The 16,823-nt window shown below is 49.4% G+C and carries 15 protein-coding genes; 10 read left to right on the forward strand and 5 right to left on the reverse strand.

Going from position 1 to position 16,823, the window contains the following annotated elements; genetic code table 11:
- The first annotated feature begins 30 nt into the window (after positions 1-30).
- The gene (gene gltX / locus ACEW9I_RS01195; RefSeq protein WP_373538551.1) at positions 31-1,467 is read left to right on the forward strand and encodes a glutamate--tRNA ligase; all 1,437 of its coding nucleotides are present in this window, start codon (positions 31-33) and stop codon (positions 1,465-1,467) included.
- 155 nt (positions 1,468-1,622) lie between these two features.
- Positions 1,623-2,135: a hypothetical protein gene (locus ACEW9I_RS01200; protein ID WP_373538552.1), complete on the forward strand. Its 513-nt coding sequence runs from the start codon at positions 1,623-1,625 to the stop codon at positions 2,133-2,135.
- An 88-nt stretch (positions 2,136-2,223) separates the two neighbouring features.
- Here ACEW9I_RS01200 and ACEW9I_RS01205 read toward each other — a convergent pair whose 3' ends face one another.
- On the reverse strand, positions 2,224-4,605 hold the full coding sequence (locus ACEW9I_RS01205; protein WP_373538553.1) for a hypothetical protein: 2,382 nt from the start codon (positions 4,603-4,605) through the stop codon (positions 2,224-2,226).
- Between the two features lie 371 nt (positions 4,606-4,976).
- Between ACEW9I_RS01205 and ACEW9I_RS01210 the strand changes: the two genes are divergently transcribed.
- Positions 4,977-5,645, forward strand: a complete 669-nt coding sequence (locus tag ACEW9I_RS01210; protein ID WP_373538554.1) for an NHL repeat-containing protein — start codon at positions 4,977-4,979, stop codon at positions 5,643-5,645.
- Between the two features lie 161 nt (positions 5,646-5,806).
- A complete protein-coding gene (locus ACEW9I_RS01215; protein ID WP_373538555.1) occupies positions 5,807-6,217 on the forward strand; it encodes an SGNH/GDSL hydrolase family protein in 411 nt (136 codons plus the stop codon).
- A gap of 156 nt (positions 6,218-6,373) precedes the next feature.
- On the opposite strand, the gene menB is transcribed toward ACEW9I_RS01215, so the two are convergent.
- Positions 6,374-7,207, reverse strand: coding sequence for a 1,4-dihydroxy-2-naphthoyl-CoA synthase (gene menB / locus ACEW9I_RS01220; RefSeq protein WP_373538556.1), 834 nt, complete (start codon positions 7,205-7,207; stop codon positions 6,374-6,376).
- A gap of 173 nt (positions 7,208-7,380) precedes the next feature.
- Here menB and ACEW9I_RS01225 point away from each other — a divergent pair, with 173 nt between their 5' ends.
- On the forward strand, positions 7,381-8,205 hold the full coding sequence (locus ACEW9I_RS01225) for a Tab2 family RNA-binding protein (RefSeq protein WP_373538557.1): 825 nt from the start codon (positions 7,381-7,383) through the stop codon (positions 8,203-8,205).
- Positions 8,206-8,221: 16 nt separating this feature from the next.
- Here the strand turns inward: ACEW9I_RS01225 and ACEW9I_RS01230 are convergent, their stop codons facing one another.
- Positions 8,222-9,682, reverse strand: coding sequence for an MlaD family protein (locus ACEW9I_RS01230; protein ID WP_373538558.1), 1,461 nt, complete (start codon positions 9,680-9,682; stop codon positions 8,222-8,224).
- Between the two features lie 259 nt (positions 9,683-9,941).
- Here ACEW9I_RS01230 and ACEW9I_RS01235 point away from each other — a divergent pair, with 259 nt between their 5' ends.
- Both ACEW9I_RS01235 and ACEW9I_RS01240 read left to right on the forward strand, forming a co-directional pair.
- Positions 9,942-10,589 carry a chloride channel protein gene (locus tag ACEW9I_RS01235; RefSeq protein ID WP_373538559.1) on the forward strand — a complete coding sequence of 216 codons (648 nt, stop codon included), beginning with the start codon at positions 9,942-9,944 and terminating at the stop codon, positions 10,587-10,589.
- Complete coding sequence (locus ACEW9I_RS01240) at positions 10,541-11,182, forward strand: chloride channel protein (RefSeq protein WP_373538560.1); 642 nt, start codon at positions 10,541-10,543, stop codon at positions 11,180-11,182. The genes ACEW9I_RS01235 and ACEW9I_RS01240 overlap by 49 nt, the downstream gene beginning before the upstream one ends.
- A 14-nt stretch (positions 11,183-11,196) precedes the next feature.
- On the opposite strand, the gene ACEW9I_RS01245 is transcribed toward ACEW9I_RS01240, so the two are convergent.
- The gene (locus ACEW9I_RS01245; RefSeq protein WP_373538561.1) at positions 11,197-12,804 is read right to left on the reverse strand and encodes a mucoidy inhibitor MuiA family protein; all 1,608 of its coding nucleotides are present in this window, start codon (positions 12,802-12,804) and stop codon (positions 11,197-11,199) included.
- A gap of 132 nt (positions 12,805-12,936) precedes the next feature.
- Between ACEW9I_RS01245 and ACEW9I_RS01250 the strand changes: the two genes are divergently transcribed.
- Genes ACEW9I_RS01250 through ACEW9I_RS01260 form a run of 3 tightly spaced genes read left to right on the forward strand, consistent with a single transcriptional unit; the run spans position 12,937 to position 15,892 of the window.
- Positions 12,937-14,613 (forward strand): HD-GYP domain-containing protein, encoded by a 1,677-nt coding sequence (locus ACEW9I_RS01250; protein ID WP_373538562.1) that lies wholly within the window; start codon positions 12,937-12,939, stop codon positions 14,611-14,613.
- Between the two features lie 29 nt (positions 14,614-14,642).
- Positions 14,643-15,125: a hypothetical protein gene (locus ACEW9I_RS01255; RefSeq protein ID WP_373538563.1), complete on the forward strand. Its 483-nt coding sequence runs from the start codon at positions 14,643-14,645 to the stop codon at positions 15,123-15,125.
- An 8-nt stretch (positions 15,126-15,133) separates the two neighbouring features.
- Positions 15,134-15,892, forward strand: coding sequence for a DUF4184 family protein (locus ACEW9I_RS01260; protein ID WP_373538564.1), 759 nt, complete (start codon positions 15,134-15,136; stop codon positions 15,890-15,892).
- Positions 15,893-16,019: 127 nt separating this feature from the next.
- Here the strand turns inward: ACEW9I_RS01260 and fabG are convergent, their stop codons facing one another.
- Complete coding sequence (fabG, locus tag ACEW9I_RS01265; protein WP_373538565.1) at positions 16,020-16,766, reverse strand: 3-oxoacyl-[acyl-carrier-protein] reductase; 747 nt, start codon at positions 16,764-16,766, stop codon at positions 16,020-16,022.
- Positions 16,767-16,823 lie beyond the last annotated feature (57 nt).

A 16,823-nucleotide genomic window follows, 5' to 3' on the forward strand; every position in this document is an offset into this window, starting at 1 on the left:
CAAAGGTGTACCGCTTACAAATAATTAGCCGTGACAGTCAGAGTTCGCATCGCTCCAAGTCCCACTGGTAACCTACATATCGGCACCGCCCGCACCGCCGTCTTCAATTGGTTATTCGCCCGTCACTATGGGGGGACATTCATCCTCCGCGTCGAAGATACAGACACCGAACGCTCCAAACCTGAATACACCCAAAATATCCTCGATGGGATGCAGTGGTTGGGTTTAAATTGGGATGAGGGGCCACTATTTCAGTCCCAAAGGCTAGATTTATATCGTCAATCGATCCAAACTTTATTGGACAATGGTAGTGCATATCGCTGCTACACTACTACCGAGGAACTCGATGAGTTGCGCGCTACTCAAGAAGCCAATCATCAAGCTCCGCGCTATGATAACCGCCACCGCAATCTCACCCCCGAGCAAGAAGCTGCATTCATTGCTGAAGGTCGTCGTCCAGTCATTCGGTTTAAGATTGAAGACGATCGCGAAATCATCTGGCAAGATTTGGTGCGCGAGGAAGTTAGTTGGAAGGGTAGCGACTTGGGTGGAGATATGGTGATTGCCCGCGCGGCTGACGAGCACGAGCTAGGGCAACCACTCTACAATCTCGCGGTAGTAGTCGATGACATCGATATGCAGATCACCCACGTCATTCGCGGGGAGGATCATATTGCCAATACTGCCAAGCAAATCCTGTTGTATGAAGGCTTGGGTGTCAAAGTGCCAGAATTTGCTCACACACCGCTGATCCTCAGTGCTGAAGGTAAGAAACTCTCCAAGCGAGATGGGGTAACTTCGATCGATGATTTCAAAAAAATGGGCTATATCGCACCAGCCTTGGTCAATTATATGACGCTCTTGGGTTGGTCATCTCCAGATGCCGAGGAGCTATTTACACTAGAGGAAGCGGCGAAACAGTTTGATTTCGATCGCGTCAACAAAGCGGGTGGTAAATTTGACTGGGATAAACTCAACTGGATTAATAGTCAGTATCTCCACGCCATGCCAGCCGAGCAGTTATTACCGGAACTAATTCCCTATTGGCAAGCTGCGGGGTTCAAATTCGATCCCGATGCAGATCGAGCGTGGTTGCTCCGGCTGACTAGCCTCATCGGTGCGAGTTTAGCCCGTCTGGATGAATGTGTCGAAATCAGTCGGACATTCTTTACAGATGCCGTCACCCTGGGCGAAGAAGCCACCGCCAAAGTCGCCCAACCAGGTGCCAAAGAAGTGCTGATGAGTCTGCAATCGACACTGCAAGCTCAGCCAGAATTGAGCGAGAGCGAGGCTCAGGAGCTGATGAAACAGGTCACAAAAGAGCAAAACGTCAAAAAGGGCGTAGTCATGCAAAGTCTCCGTGCTGCCCTCACAGGCGAGGTACACGGCCCCGATCTGATTCAATCGCTCCTGCTATTGCACCAGCACCAATTAGCACTACCACGGATCGATCGAGTCTTGGGCTAATTAACATTAGGCGATCGCTCCTATTATTGCGCGATCGCTACCTAGATCGATCGCCTCAGCAACAAGCTGCCGTAAATGTCTATTTTTTGGGTGTTTGTGTGTAAGTTAAGATTGGGTATATTTATCGCTCCAATCTCTCGATCGGACATAGCACAATGAAAAAATATCAATCCATAGTCGTATTGACAATCGCCGGATTATTGCTCGGAACTAGTGTCGCACAGGCGCAGACCGCTAATTCCAATCAAAACTTTAGTGTCGGTGACAACTCTAACGACAACGCCAACGTCCAAACCAATCAAAATAACAATCTCAGTAACAGCGGTCAAACCAATAGCCAACAGATCAACTATACTTACCCCAATATCCCACTCAGTCCAGTCATCCAAAATCCAGTCAATACTGAGAATGACTTTGGTATCAATTTAGGCGGCGCACTCAATACCTATGATGGTCGCAATATCACCTTGTATCTAGGCATCACCTATCAGCCAGGGCGCACCGACGATCACAATGCTCGGATGGCAAAGCTCAAATCAGAGACGCAATTCCTCGAATCTCAGAAGTACGCCGCTCAAACCCAGCTCGAACTACTCAAACAGCAAGTTGTAGAGCAACAAATTCGGATTGACAGATTGCGATCGAAAGACCAAAATTTACCTAAATAACTGGCAGTCGATCGATGATTGTGGCGATCGTTAGTTGCTTGTTGCGCTGTGCTGGAAGGCTGTCCCGTCTGCCCTTGCCGCCGCAGTTTTAGACAGCAATAATTATCGCTCGTTCGATCGCACCTAAACTTTTAAGCGTCAAGATCGAGCCATCTGTCAAGCCTGATACACCAGCGATCTTCATGCCTTCATAGGGTCGATCGATTCTCAATGTTTTTAAGCATTCTCCTGTCTGGATATCCCATAATAAGATCGTTTCATCAGCACTGCCGCTGGCTAAGATATTACCATCCTTAATCCAGACTACCGATCTGACCCAGCTAGCATGTCCGATGAGTTTTTTGAGGCACTTGCCCGTGTCTACATCCCAAATTTTAACGATCCGATCGCTAGCTCCAGTTGCTAGCATCTGTCCGTCTGGATGCCATGCTACCACACCGATTGCTTCATGATGGGCGATCGATACTCGGCAGACTGGTTCGCAAACCTCAGCTAGCAATTGGCAATCGGGAATCGGCCACAATTTTGCAGTAGTGTCGCTACTCCCGCTGGCTAACGTGCGTCCGTCGGGACTCCAAGCGACGGAAAAAATCCAACTGGTATGCGCCACCCAATTTACCCCACACACGCCAGTTTCGACATCCCACAAGCGGATCGTACGATCGCTGCTACTGCTGGCTAACGTGCGTCCGGCGGGATGCCAAGCTACCGTCCAGACGACATCAGTATGTCCGGTAAGGGTATTCAGACATACCCCAGTCAATACGTCCCAGATTTTGATGGTATTGTCGCCGCTACTACTGGCGAGGAGCCGTCCATCGGGACTCCAGGCTACCGACCAGATCCAGGTGTAATGACCCTGCAAGGTGTGAAGGTGGTTGCCAGCGATATCCCAGATATTGATGTTATTATCGCTACTGCCGCTAGCTAGCATCTCACCGTCGGGACTCCAAGCCACCGCCCAGATCCAGCTTGTATGTTTGGTGCGAGTGTCGATACATTTTCCCGTGTCTGCGTGCCACAGTCGCACCGCGCAGTCTTGGGCACCACTCGCGATCGTGTTATGTTGCGGGTTCCAGGCGATCGTAAATACTTGAGCGGCGTAGCCGTGGAGAGTTTGCAGGCATTGTCCGGTGAGATCCCACAACCTGACGGTGCAATCTTCGCTACCGCTGGCGATTAGTTCTCCGTCAGGACTCCAGTTGACCGAACCGACCCAGCTCGTGTGACCTGGTAAGGTTTTGAGACAGGTGCTAGTTTTGAGATCCCACAGTTTGACAGTGCGATCTTGAGATCCACTGGCGAGTAGTTGTCCGTCGGGACTCCAGTTGACCGACCACACCCAGCTCGCGTGCCCTGATAGGGTGGTGAGACATTTCCCCGTTGTGGCATTCCACAGCTTGAGCGTCTGGTCTTGGGCACTACTGGCAAGCATTTTACCATCGGGACTCCAGGCAACTGAAAGCACCATCGATGCGTGTTCTGGTAAGGTATCGAGACACGCTCCGGTGTGGGTATCCCAGATCTTGATGCTGGTGTCGCTGCTACCGCTGGCTAGCGTCCGCAGGTCGGGGTGCCAAGCGACGGCAAAGAGCATACTAGCGTGTCCTGAGAGCGTTTGACGGCATTTACCAGTTTGAGTATCCCAGATTCTAATATCTCGATCGAATCCGCCACTGGCGATCGTTTTGCCATCTGCACTCCAAGAAATCGACCACACCACCTCAGTATGACCGATGAGGGTATGGAGGCATTCGCCACTATTGGCATCCCAAATTTTTACAGTACGATCGTGACTGGCACTAGCGATGAGCTGTCGGGAATCCCGATCTAGTATGGGACTAAATTGGACGCACCGCACCCAGTTGGTATGTTCTTTTAATACCCGCAACGGTTGACCGTCGGCAACGCGCCACAGGCATACAGAGCCATTGGTATCGCCAGTTGCAACTTGGGTACCATCGGGATTAAAGGCGACCGAGAATACCGTCCCAAAGGGTTGGATAAAACTGGAGCGGACGAAGTTGGCATTGGTAAAATTTACGCGGTGGAGGTTTGCCTGTTGTAGCTCGTCGGCATGGCGAATCGTCAGGTGCGAAAAATCCCAGCCAGTCAGATCGATCGAGAAATAATTGCAGAGATTAATGATATTCCCCGCGCCATATTCTGCAAATTGAGGTGTCGATGTGTGTAACTCGGCTAGTACTAGTAATATTTGCTGTTGTAAAGATTCAGTCGCACTAAAAACTCGTTTCAATTCGCACAACGCAAACGATCGCACTTTTAAAATTTCACCCTCATAAGCGGCAACTTCCGCAGGTTTTTCGCGACTAGTCAGAACGATACAACTTTGATGATTCGATTCGGCAATCAGTCTAAGTAATTCACCATAATCTTCATAACCATCCCGCAATTGTCCCGCACATTCACCCCCTTTAGATAGAGTTTCAAGATTGTCTAAAATTACCAAACAGCGATGGTTCTGAAGGTGATGAATTAGTCGCTAAAGTGTGTTTTGAGAATCTTGTCGATTGGCTAAAAATGGCACCAAATCGGCAAGAAGTGTCTCTAATGGTGGCACATTGCGGAGCGATCGCCAGCTAATTTACTCACTTAATTTTGAGTTAAGCCAAACATCTATTTATGACTACACCCCAAAAGAGTAGTCCTAGAGAAGTTTGCAGCGATTAGGCGATCGGCAAAATTCAATTAGAGCTTATCTAGTCTTATCTCGTCTGGCTTATCGCCAGATCTGCGGCAATAGTAGAGACAATACCCAGCCCAGGATCGAAAAACTTCGATCGCCAAAAATCGGCAAAACCCAACCTTCCTCTGTAATATATGAATATTCTGTCTCGATCCCGATCGGCTGGACTTTGCGTGGGTTTACTCACTGCCTCTGCTTTCTGCTCGCCACTAGCAGCATCAGCGGCAGATCTCTACGTGAGTAGCCTTGCCAGTAATACCATCAGCCGGATTGCCTCAGATGGAACGGTTAGCACCTTTGTCTCAGGACTCAATGCTCCGGCAAACCTTCAATTAGCGGGCATTGCATTTTCGGGCGGTTTCCTCTACGCAGCAGATTTTGGCAATAACGCGATTCAAAAGTTCGCACCAGATGGAACATTCACGACCTTCATCTCAGGACTTAATATTCCAGCGGGGATTGCTTTCGATCCTAGTGGCAACCTTTTTGAAGTAGATTTTGGATCTAATTCGGTTAACAAGATTGCCCCAGATGGTAAAAGTGGCACTCGGTTTTCGAGAGGATATTTCGACACAACTGCTAGGCTTAATATAGCTTTTGACCGACCAGAAGGGATTGCGATCGATGGGGACAATGTCTATGTCTCAGATCGAACCACAATTACACAGATACCACTATCATCGGGTGGTTTCGGTCGTATTTTTCGCTCCAGCGACCATCCGGTGGGGCTAGCGATCGTTGAGGTGAATGGATTGCCATGCGAAAAAAACTCAAATCTGCTGGTGAAGAGTAGGTTGTTTTGAAGATTGGCGATTATCGTTCCGTAAGCGCAAGGCGCAGGCGTTGCCAACGCGTTGGCGATAGCCTGCCGTAGGCACAGCGTCTGCCTGCGCAGATCGGCTTTGCCAACGCACGATCGATCGTCAATATCGGTGCTTTTCGACTAAATTTTGAGGAATAAAAAATGAGAAAACTTTCAATTGTTCTGGGTTTGACGATCGCGGCTATTTTAGCTCCAGGTCGCGTCTTTGCTGCTACCTTTAGCCAATTAGTGGTGTATAGTGATAGTCTTTCCGATTTGGGGCTTGCCTTCGATGCAACGGGTGGGATCGCCCCGCCTTATGGTAACCTTACTGGTGGCAGATTTTCCAATGGACCGCTGTGGGTCGAATATTTAGCGGCTGGGCTGGGGATTGCTACCACTCCGAATACTAATTTTGCCGTTGGTGGTGCGACGACGGGCACAGTAAATACAGTCGCGAATGAATTGAATTTAGCGAATATACCGATTCTCAAACCCAGCCAATTTCGACACTCATCTCGTCGGTGGCACCGCAGCCATACGGATGCGGAAAAAACTCAAATCTCTGACTAAAAAGTAGATTATTTACCATTCGGCTAAAATTTGAGCGATCGTCAATTTAAGCTTCAGTCCCAATAAATCGCCAGCTAGCGGATCGAATAATGTGGTCGCCATTGTTTCCCGCTCAAATTTTAGCCACACGATGACAGCTCTGCCAACTTCATGTAGCTAGGGCAACCACGGATACTGGCGAAAGTTGGGCTGGCGTTTTTCTAGAAATGCTTGCTTCCCTTCGGCACCTTCTTCGGTCATGTAGTAGAGCAATGTCGCATTTCCTGCCAATTCCTGCAAGCCAGCTTGCCCGTCACAATCGGCATTGAGTGCAGCTTTGAGACACCGAATCGCGATCGGACTTTTGGCAAGGATCTCTTGCGCCCAGGCGATCCCTTCGGCTTCCAACCGATCTACAGGTACCACACAATTGATCAGACCCATATCTAGTGCTGCTTGTGCGTCATATTGACGGCACAGATACCAGATTTCCCGCGCCTTCTTTTGGCCGACGATCCGCGCCAGATAACTCGCCCCAAAACCACCGTCAAAACTACCGACTTTCGGCCCTGTTTGTCCGAAGATGGCATTGTCCGCCGCGATCGTCAAATCGCAGATCAAGTGTAAGACATGACCGCCGCCGATCGCATAGCCCGCAACGAGGGCAATTACCGCCTTGGGCATCGATCGCATCAACCGTTGCAGATCCAATACATTCAAGCGAGGAATCCCGTCTGCGCCCTGATAACCCCCATGTCCGCGCACCGACTGATCGCCGCCGGAACAAAAAGCATATTTACCATCGGTATGCGGCCCAGCACCTGTAAGTAGTACCACACCGATACTCGTATCTTCCCGCGCATCGCAAAAGGCATCATACATCTCAAATACTGTCTGTGGACGGAACGCATTCCGCTTTTCGGGGCGATTGATGGTCACTTTTGCGATCCCATCGGCTTTATGATAGAGAATATCAGTGTAGGTTTTGACCGATCGCCAGGTAGTTTCCATGCTTGGTATGAGACTCTCAACAAAGTTCAGTTTACCGCTAATTTAGGCTTTAGGTTTTAGGTTTTAGGCTTTAGGTTTCAGGCATAATCTAGTCGATCGATAATTACGCCCACTTACTTATTAGTGCTAGCGCGATCCATTCTTCCCAAGTCTCCCCATCCCCCGCCACCGCAATGACCATTTGGCAAGCAGATATTTCCAGTCGCCCACGGCAAAACGATCGCGGCGAAACTCTATGGGAGCTTGCGCTCTGTCACCTGGATGGACAATGGAACTATACCGCTAGCTGCCCCCAAAAACAGGTCAATGCTGACTGGATTGCCACTCAGATCGAGTTGGCTGCGACGACGAATGCTAAATTACCAGCATCAATTCAAGTTTTTCGACCGCAAAGTTTGGGTCTAATTCAGACTGCTGCTGCGAAGTTAGGGATTGCCGTCGAGCCGACGCGACGGACGATCTCATTGAAAAAATTATTGCAACAACAGGCGCAAGATTACCACAATCCTAATTATCAACCCCTGGCAATCGAGTCACCACCGCCGTTACCAATTCCCGACTATTTGGTGGGCGACAAGTGGCAATTTGTGACGCTGACGGCGGGGCAACTGGTGTCGGACTTTGCCGATCGACCGATCCCGATCGTCTCGATGCCAGACTACTTATTACCACCTCACTGGGGTCTAGGAGCCAATGTCGCCATTCCTGGAGTTATCATCTACGGGGGGCGGCAATCGCTGCGATTGGCGCGGTGGATTGCCGATACGGAGCCTGTGAGTCTCAATTATCTGGGTGACGATCCTGGCGGTTTGGTGATGGATGCTGGGCTAGCCGATCGCTGGGTGATGCTGACTTTCAATGACGCGGAAGTCAGTCAAGCTGCTCGACTGTACGAGGCGCGCAAACGGCTGGTACATGGCTTACATTTTCTGTTGGTAACGCCTGATGATACGGGGCTTACCAATAGTGGTGTTTGGCTATGGCAGAGCGATCGCTAAGATCTCGATGTTTAAGCTACTTGAGGGGATGCGTGGTGGCGGGTGGGGATGGCTGCGAGGGGCGATCGAGATCGGGAATCAGTAGATCTCGATCGTCACCGCTCAATCGAGATCTGGGGATAAATGATGATGCTTTGCTTGAGACTTTATTTGGTAGCATCTGCTGCAAATTGAGGCTAGCAGCATTTGGCTCGGGAGAGTTTTGGCTTGGTAACCCTTCGATCTGTGCGAGTGAGTTACCCAATGGTGCGAGTGTCTGAGCGAGTTTGGCTTGCTGTTCCAATTGCTCGGTGGAGGACACTAGTTTTCCTAAACCATTGACTAAATTGCGGAGATTGAATCTAAACTCGGGACTTCCAGTGAGATCGTCTAGATCGGCGGTAATCTTTTGGGTATTCTGGAATGTCGATCGCGCGGAATCTAGTGTTTGTTGCAACATTAGAACCGTCTTGGGATCGTTGAGATTGGCGGTGGCATTTTTGAGATTGAGAGTGGTTTGATTGGCGTTACTCAAGACGCCCTCCAGATCTCGTACCAATTTATCAGTATTTACTTTCGAGATGGTGGTGTTGAGCTTGCCGATCGAGGGATTAATTTGATTTACTGTTTTGCGTAAATCGATACTGAGCTTATCAAAATTTTCGAGAGAAGATGAAAATGTTTTGCGATTTTCGACTACCAAAAGATTGGCAGATGTGGCTAATTTTTTGTACTCAGCCGCTGTCGCCGTCAGCTCGGCAGCCGTGACGTTAAATTTATCCGCACTTTGCCCGATTTTGGTACTCGTGCGATCGAGTGATGTCGTCAACACATTTGCCTTGGCGGATAGATTAGTCAATCCAGATTCTACAGATTTAGGGAGGCTCGAAAAATCATTACTTACCTTACTCAAACTCTTGCTCAGTCGGGAAAAATCTTCGGCTGCGGCTCCAGTTTTAACGAGCGTATTATTGAGATTTCTAACGACTTCTGGATTATTATAAATCTCAATTAATTTCGTCGCTCTTTGGATCAATTCATTGAAGCTCGACCCAATTTGACCATTCACTTTAGCATTATTACAAAGAATCAAATTGCGATCGCACTTAGTATCCAAGGCTTTGGCGATCGTACTGGTATTAATTGCCACCGTACTGCGCGGGGTAATTTCCACAACTGGTTCGCCAATCAACCCAGTTTGACTGACTTCCACCAGCACATCCTTGGGAATAATCAAATTAGGATCTTCCATCTGCATCACCACTTCTACCCCATTGGCTCCAGGTTCGACTTTGGCGATTTTGCCCACGCGGATGCCGCGAAATCTCACCACACCTCCTGGCTGCATCCCTGGTGCTTGGGCAAATTGGGCGATAATATTGTAAGTCTGATTTCCTGGTGCCAATCCCTTGAGCCACAAGAAGATCGCTCCAAAAACTCCCAACCCAGCGATGAGCATCAATCCAACTGAACCTTCTCGGACTGCGCGTGATTGCATGGCGATTTATTGCTCCTAAACTGAAGACGATGGGAGGTTGGCGATCTGGTGCCGCAGATGCTAACCGAGCGTGGGAGTTATCAGCATTATTTAGTTGTTCGGTGCGAACAAAGCGATCGATCCCAATCTCTATATTACCCCGTCGATCTCGTAATTATGCTCGATCGACAGCAAGTTGCGATCGTTTATACTTTAGCTCTCGATCGATTACTCACAGACAGCAGGATTGCCGCCACAGCAGTGTCACGCACAAACTATCATGACAAAATGGTCGCGACTCGAACCAGCTCAAGCTATCTCCGATCTGCTAAAATGGCTGACGATCGGTTGGGCGATCGGTATCCTCGCTGGCACCGCCTCAGCCGCTCTCCTGGCTACTCTGGAGTGGGCGACGCAGTGGCGGGAGTCCCACCGCTGGAGCTGGTTATTATTGCCCGTGGGTGGGCTGATAAGTGGGCTGATCTATCATTATCTCGGTCGCAGTGTCGCCGCAGGCAACAATCTGGCGATCGCTCAAATTCACGATCCGCGCACGGTGATTCCGCTGCGGATGGCACCACTAGTATTCCTCGGTACGACGATCGCGCATGTGGTTGGTGCCTCGGTGGGGAGAGAGGGGACGGCGGTACAGATGGGCGCGGCACTTGCCGATCGATTGACACTGCTATTGGGCTTACCTGCTGCCGAGCGACGGCTGGTACTGATGGCTGGGATCGGCGGTAGATGTGCCTCTGTATTTGGCACCCCCTTGGCGGGGATGTTATTTGGGCTGGAAGTATTGGCGGTGGGCAAGTTGCGCTATGACGGATTATTTGTCTGTGCGATCGCGGCGATCGTTGGCGATCGCGTCACGCTAGCATGGGGGCTACACCGTCAACTTACAGCATCCCGATCGTCCCCAAATTGACTGTGTGGGGGCTGCTAACTGCAATTGGTGCGGGAGCGATCTTCGGACTCACTGCGTGGGTATTTACCACCTTGACGCATCAAATCAGTGGCTATTTTGCAGCGCGGATCGCTTATCCACCCTTACGACCATGCGCTGGTGGCATTTTAGTCGCGATCGCGATCGCACTCTTGGGTACGACTAAGTATGTCGGCTTGGGCATTCCGACGATCGTCAGTGCCTTTACTACTCAACTTCCCCCCTGGGATTTTGCCGCCAAGATCGGATTCACCGCACTGAGTCTAGGCGCGGGATTTAAGGGCGGGGAAGTAACGCCCTTATTCTATATCGGTGCCACCTTGGGCAATGCGATCGCCCCAGTGACGATCTTACCCCCACCATTATTAGCTGGGATGGGATTTGTCGCTGTCTTTGCTGGAGCTGCAAATACACCATTGACGGCGACGCTGATGGCGATCGAATTATTTGGTGTTCCGGCGGGGCTGTATGCAGGGATTGTCTGTATTTGTAGTTATCTCTGTTCGGGACACGGCGGGATGTATCGCGCTCAACGGGTAAGCGTGAGTAAATATAGTAGTCGCCAGGACAGTTAGAACTTGTGGCGAGGCTAGATCCCGTCTAGTCCTTGGATCTGAACAGCTTCAGGATATTCGATCGAGAATTGATATGCGATTTGAGTTTGAGTATTTGCGGGTAAATTTAGTTCCCAAGCCAGTCTACCCAACTCGCCTAGTTGAATTTGTGGCTCGACTTTGAGTAGTTTTACTTTGATTTTTTCGTTGCGACTGTGTGGAATTTGGTCGTTAATTTGAATGCGATCGACACGATCGAGTAAATTAGTCACCTTGAGCCGATAAGCATAAGTAATCCGCCGATTGCCAGCCAAGAATGTTTTATCGACTTGACGCTCGCTCAACTCGCGATCGATCTTGATGCCTTCATCAATGCCTAAATTAAGTTTGAATTCTTGTCCAGGTGCCGTATTTTCTAAATTGCTCGTACCAACAAATACATCATCCCTAAATATATTAGCTTTACCAGCCAATAAGGTCGCACCATCGGGACGATTTGTAGCTATGGCTTGTAAGTACGCAAAACTAACTAACCGTGGCATCGCTATATATGCCAATTGACAGGGCAAATTATCGCTAAAAATTGTTGCTTTGTGGGGATTGCCATCACTGGGAATATTCCCGCCACTACCGAGTTGAAATGTGACGACACTTCCCTGGTGAGATACGGTAGCAACGTCATTTTCTGCTGCATACTCTGGTGCTTGCTCCTGTGCTTCGAGTTTATCAAAGCTAGCTCCAGCATAGGATCCGGGTGCAGCTTGTAGTAGTTCTGACGGCCTGAATGCCATACTTCTCTGACGGGCGATCTCTGGGACGATCGTGTCGATGTACCACGGAGCCAATTTAGGAGGAATATTGCCTAGCCCAGGTTTGGCAGTAGAGAGCGTCAGGTTGACATCCGCCCAATCTTCGCCTGTAGTTTGGACGATTTGGGCGAGATAGTTGAGTTGGATTGTTGTGGTAGGAATTTGGACGCGCAAATCATACAAGGGAGTCCAGCAGGCGCGATCGACTAGATACGTCAATTCTAGCTGGAACTCGCCCGCCCCAGCCGCTGCGATCGCCACCCCAATCTCGAAACTCTCCTGACTAGTGGGAGCCTGAATATCATTGAGTTGCAGTTGGAGACTGTGGATCTGTTTGTCAATTTGAAGCTGCTGCTGGCGCAAATCTTCGCCTGTGAAGGCGTATTCGGTATTTTTGGTGCCGATGAAGTCGAGGAAGTTTTGGGTATCTGCTAGCCCGATTTGTTGGCGGGCGAGGCTGCGTGAAAATGATGTTTCGGTTTGTTCGCGTAAGCCTTTGATAAAGTCGGATTGGAGCTTGATGGTTTCCAGTTGGAGGTGTAGCCGCCGTCTGTCGGCTGTGAGTCGATCGATTTCGGCAGTCAGTTGTGCTAGCCGCTCGGCGACAGGTGCGGTGGTATAGTGACGATCGACACTTACACCCTGGAGTTTGACTGCAACTCGACCTTTCCCACTGACACGCACCGACTCAGGATCGAGGGTAGTAGGTAGATCCGTCACCGTCAGGACTCGCTCAGCTCCGGTTAGCTCAATTGTCCCTTGGCGGGTAACTAGTGCCCGATCGGTATAAACAGTCACCGCCGTAATTTGAGTCTCGATCGCAATTGATAACATCGGTCACAATTTTGGGTTTGATATAATTGGAGGCAATCCTCATTGACGATTGCCGCTGAGGGGATTTGGTGAATTTGTGTTCTCAGTATTCCGGCTCCATCAGTGAGCGCGAACTGCGCTGACATTCGATTTATGTACTTAGACAGTAGCTTGAAAGATCCCGTGCGGACATCTCTAGACTCACTTACCAGCGTCGCCGCCGAGCGGGAGACGATCGAACAATTGCTAGCAATTGGGACGGCACTATCCGATTGTCTCAATTTAACAGAATTGCTCGACTTGATTTTGACCAAAAGTCGCGAAATCACCTGTAGTGATGCGGGAAGTGTTTATTTGATCGATCGCACCGAGCGCGAACCCAAGCTGATCTTCAAAGCTGCTCAGACTGACTCTCTCCCCCAGCTCTCCTTCCAATTTGCCAGTATCCCGCTCAATCTCGAAAGTTTGGCGGGATATGTCGCAACTACAGGCGAGAGTCTGAACATTCCCGATGCTTACGCCCTCCCAAGCAATGTTCCTTACAAATTCGATCGGCATTTCGATCTAGAGTTTGCTTATCGGACTGTCTCCGTACTGGTACTACCGATGCAAAATCGGGACGGAGATACGATCGGCGTACTCCAACTAATCGATCGCAAGCTTAACGCCGATCTCCGCATTACCCCCGCCAACGCACTGTCAATCACGCAACCATATTCTGATTGGGAGCAGCAGATCGTCCGCTCCCTCGCCTCTCAAGCCGCAATTTCGATCGAGCGCAATCATTTACTCGAAAGCATCGAGGAGCTATTCGCCGGATTTGTTACCGCCTCAGTCCAAGTCATCGAAAGCCGCGATCCTACTACCGCCGGACATTCCGAACGTGTCGCTCAATTGTGCGTGCGCTTGAGCCAGGAAGTCAGTAGTGTCGATACTGGCAAACTCGCCGCCATCCATTTTAGCGATCGCCAGCTCCAAGAAATCCGCTATGCTGCGCTCCTGCATGACTTTGGTAAAGTTAGCATTCCCGAAGCGATCGTTCAAAAAAGTAATAAGCTCTATCCCCATCAACTTACCGAACTTAGCTACCGCTTCAATCTGCTCCGACGCACTTGGCAACTAGAATGCGCCGAACAGAAATTCAGTTATTTACTCAATACTCCCCTCTCACATCAACATCAAGGCGATAATAATTGTCACCAATGTGGATACTTGCAACAGCTCGATCTAGAATTGACAGCCAAACTCGATCGCTTACAATCTTACTGGGAGTTATTAACTAAACTCAACCAACCAGATGTCATTATTACTTCAAAATTCGCCCAAACGCTAGATCCGATCGCTACCGATCTCCAGCAACTCGCTCAATATACCTACCGCGATCTCGCAGGCAATTTACAACCGTTACTCACCCCAGCCGAAATCGAACAACTCCTCATCCCGAGAGGTTCGCTCACCGTCGCCGAACGCTTGGTAGTCGAGTCCCATGTCAGTCACACCTATGATTTCCTTCGCAAGATTCCCTGGACGAAACAGCTCCAAAATGTCCCCAAAATTGCAGGCTCCCACCATGAGAAGTTAGATGGAAGTGGCTATCCTTACGGACTAACTGCTACTGAAATTCCGATCCAATCCCAGATGATGACGATCGCCGATATTTATGATGCGCTGACAGCTAGCGATCGCCCCTACAAGCCGCGTTTATCACTCGATCGAACCTTAGCGATCTTGCATCAAGAAGCCGCCGGAGGCAAGCTCGACAGCAATCTCTTGGCATTGTTCGAGCAGCGTCAAGTCTACACAGTTTTGAGTGACCCGAACTTTAATTAACCAATATATTTAACTACCTAAATACACTTATGAGCGATCGGATTCAAGTTAGATGTGTTATCGAAAAAGGGTATGGAGTAGCATCAGGACAAGCCCAAAATCTGCGCTTCCCACAGGGGACGATTGAGATGCAAAAACCCTTTTTTCGCGATCGTGGTCTAGATCTGAACGAGTATTTTGCAGGTACGATAAATCTATCGATCGCTCCATCCAAGTATGAAATAAAGCAGACTAAATATACATTCAAGCAGATAAAATGGTCGCCCAATGACCCCGCCGAAGACTTCTCATTTTTTGATTGCCAGCTTTTGCTCGATCGAGATAAAGCGATCGATGGTTTGATTTATTATCCGCATCCCGATACCAAGCCAGAACACTTTCAAGCACCCGATATTCTGGAGGTGATGATGCCATTCATTCATGACTTAACAGCCCGATCGCCGCTCATTCTCGCTGTCGATAGTCAGCAAATTAGGATCGACTTGTCCTCATCTACTTGTCACGAAAGGTAAGCTCAAATATGCCATTTACCCTTGCTCATCCGATCGCCGCTGTCCCGATTTGGTGGGGATCGAAGCAGAAACTACATTTAGCTAGCCTCGCGATCGGCTCGATGATTCCTGATGCCGATTACTTCCTATTTCTATATCCGAGCAAAACCATCGGACATACTTTTCATGGCATCTTTATCCAAGGAGTACCTTATTCGATCGTCCTCTTATTAGTAATTCGATATGTGTTATTGCGCCCATTTTTAGCTCTGATTCCGCTCAAATTAGCTCAAAAATTTCCCTCACCTAAGCAATATTTTCCGCTGTCAATTTTTGAGCTATTTAATATTATGCTGTCGATCGCGATCGGTGCGGCTACGCATCTCATTTGGGATGCTTTGACACACACTGGTGACTCTGGTATACATTCAGAGTTCCTCAAATTAACGATTGGATCGCTACAGGTTTATACATTACTTCACTATGGTGGCGGCATCTTCGGACTTGTCGCGCTGTCATTCTGGCTTGCGACCTGGCTGCATCGAGCAAAGCTGCATCAGCGAGTGGAAACGTTAGCCCCTGGGTGGCGAGTGCTTGCCATCATCGGGATCGTTTATTGTGCTTTGGGAGTGGCTTGGATCGCCGCACAGGACAATCGCGAACCCTTTGTCAATTTCCATGTGCGATCGCTGATTGGGGCGATGTCTGGCGTATTTCTAGGCTTATTGCTGTACTCGATCGTCTTTTGGATATGCAGCAGTTTTCGGTCGGACTCTAATGCGGCTTAATTTCTGGTGTGTTAGGCAAAGCCATAACGCACCCTACATCAATCTAGCCGATCGTTTAGGGTGCGATAACTAAATCTGGCGTTTCATACCTTAATTTAGCAACGCCCTAAATCTCTCTCGGACACACCTACACCATTACCATTCCACCATCGACATTAAAGGTTTGACCAGTAATATATGCCGCCGCTGGATCTGCTGCCAAAAATCTCACCATCCCCGCGACTTCTTCGGGTCGTCCGTAGCGACCGAGGGGGATGAATTGCAAGATCCCTGCGGTTTTGAGATCGTTAGTCATATCAGTGGCGATGAACCCTGGTGCGACCGCATTGACGGTGATACCCCGACTAGACAATTCTTTGGCTACCGTCTTGGTAAAGCCGATGACACCAGCCTTGGACGCGCTGTAGTTGGCTTGTCCTGGGTTGCCTGTCTGTCCAGCGACAGAGGCGATATTGATGATTCTGCCGGACTTTTGTTTGAGCATGATTTTACTCACCGCGCGGGTACAGGAAAATACGCCAGTCAGGTTAGTATCGATCACCGCTTGCCAATCTTCTAATTTCATTCGCAACATCAGCGTATCGCGGGTAATCCCCGCATTGTTGACGAGGACATCTATTCGTCCCCATTTGTCCATCACCTTACTGACTAGCTCGTCAACTTGTTCGGCTTTGGAGATATCGGCACCAATAGCAATTGCTTCGCCACCATCACTGACAATTTGAGCGACCAATTCATCCGCAGCACCGCTAGAACTAGCATAATTGATGACTACTTTGGCACCAACTTGCGCCAATTCGATCGCGATCGCGCGACCGATCCCTCGCGATGCACCTGTAACGATCGCGACTTGTCCTGCTAATAACTCTGACACGCTTTCAAATCTCCATCTCACTAAAACCGATCGTCATAATTGCAAAGATTGGGATCT

The organism is Chamaesiphon sp. (assembly GCF_041738855.1).
Taxonomy (GTDB): domain Bacteria; phylum Cyanobacteriota; class Cyanobacteriia; order Cyanobacteriales; family Chamaesiphonaceae; genus Chamaesiphon.

Excerpts from the sequence above, each read along its gene's own strand:
- ACEW9I_RS01240 (WP_373538560.1), top strand. The coding sequence starts at position 10,541 with ATGGGGGCTACACCGTCAACTTACAGCATCCCGATCGTCCCCAAATTG.
- ACEW9I_RS01210 (WP_373538554.1), top strand. The coding sequence starts at position 4,977 with ATGAATATTCTGTCTCGATCCCGATCGGCTGGACTTTGCGTGGGTTTA.
- ACEW9I_RS01200 (WP_373538552.1), top strand. The coding sequence starts at position 1,623 with ATGAAAAAATATCAATCCATAGTCGTATTGACAATCGCCGGATTATTG.
- ACEW9I_RS01225 (WP_373538557.1), top strand. The coding sequence starts at position 7,381 with ATGACCATTTGGCAAGCAGATATTTCCAGTCGCCCACGGCAAAACGAT.
- ACEW9I_RS01235 (WP_373538559.1), top strand. The coding sequence starts at position 9,942 with ATGACAAAATGGTCGCGACTCGAACCAGCTCAAGCTATCTCCGATCTG.
- menB (WP_373538556.1), bottom strand. The coding sequence starts at position 7,207 with ATGGAAACTACCTGGCGATCGGTCAAAACCTACACTGATATTCTCTAT.
- ACEW9I_RS01215 (WP_373538555.1), top strand. The coding sequence starts at position 5,807 with ATGAGAAAACTTTCAATTGTTCTGGGTTTGACGATCGCGGCTATTTTA.
- ACEW9I_RS01260 (WP_373538564.1), top strand. The coding sequence starts at position 15,134 with ATGCCATTTACCCTTGCTCATCCGATCGCCGCTGTCCCGATTTGGTGG.
- ACEW9I_RS01255 (WP_373538563.1), top strand. The coding sequence starts at position 14,643 with ATGAGCGATCGGATTCAAGTTAGATGTGTTATCGAAAAAGGGTATGGA.
- ACEW9I_RS01230 (WP_373538558.1), bottom strand. The coding sequence starts at position 9,682 with ATGCAATCACGCGCAGTCCGAGAAGGTTCAGTTGGATTGATGCTCATC.
- ACEW9I_RS01245 (WP_373538561.1), bottom strand. The coding sequence starts at position 12,804 with ATGTTATCAATTGCGATCGAGACTCAAATTACGGCGGTGACTGTTTAT.
- ACEW9I_RS01250 (WP_373538562.1), top strand. The coding sequence starts at position 12,937 with ATGTACTTAGACAGTAGCTTGAAAGATCCCGTGCGGACATCTCTAGAC.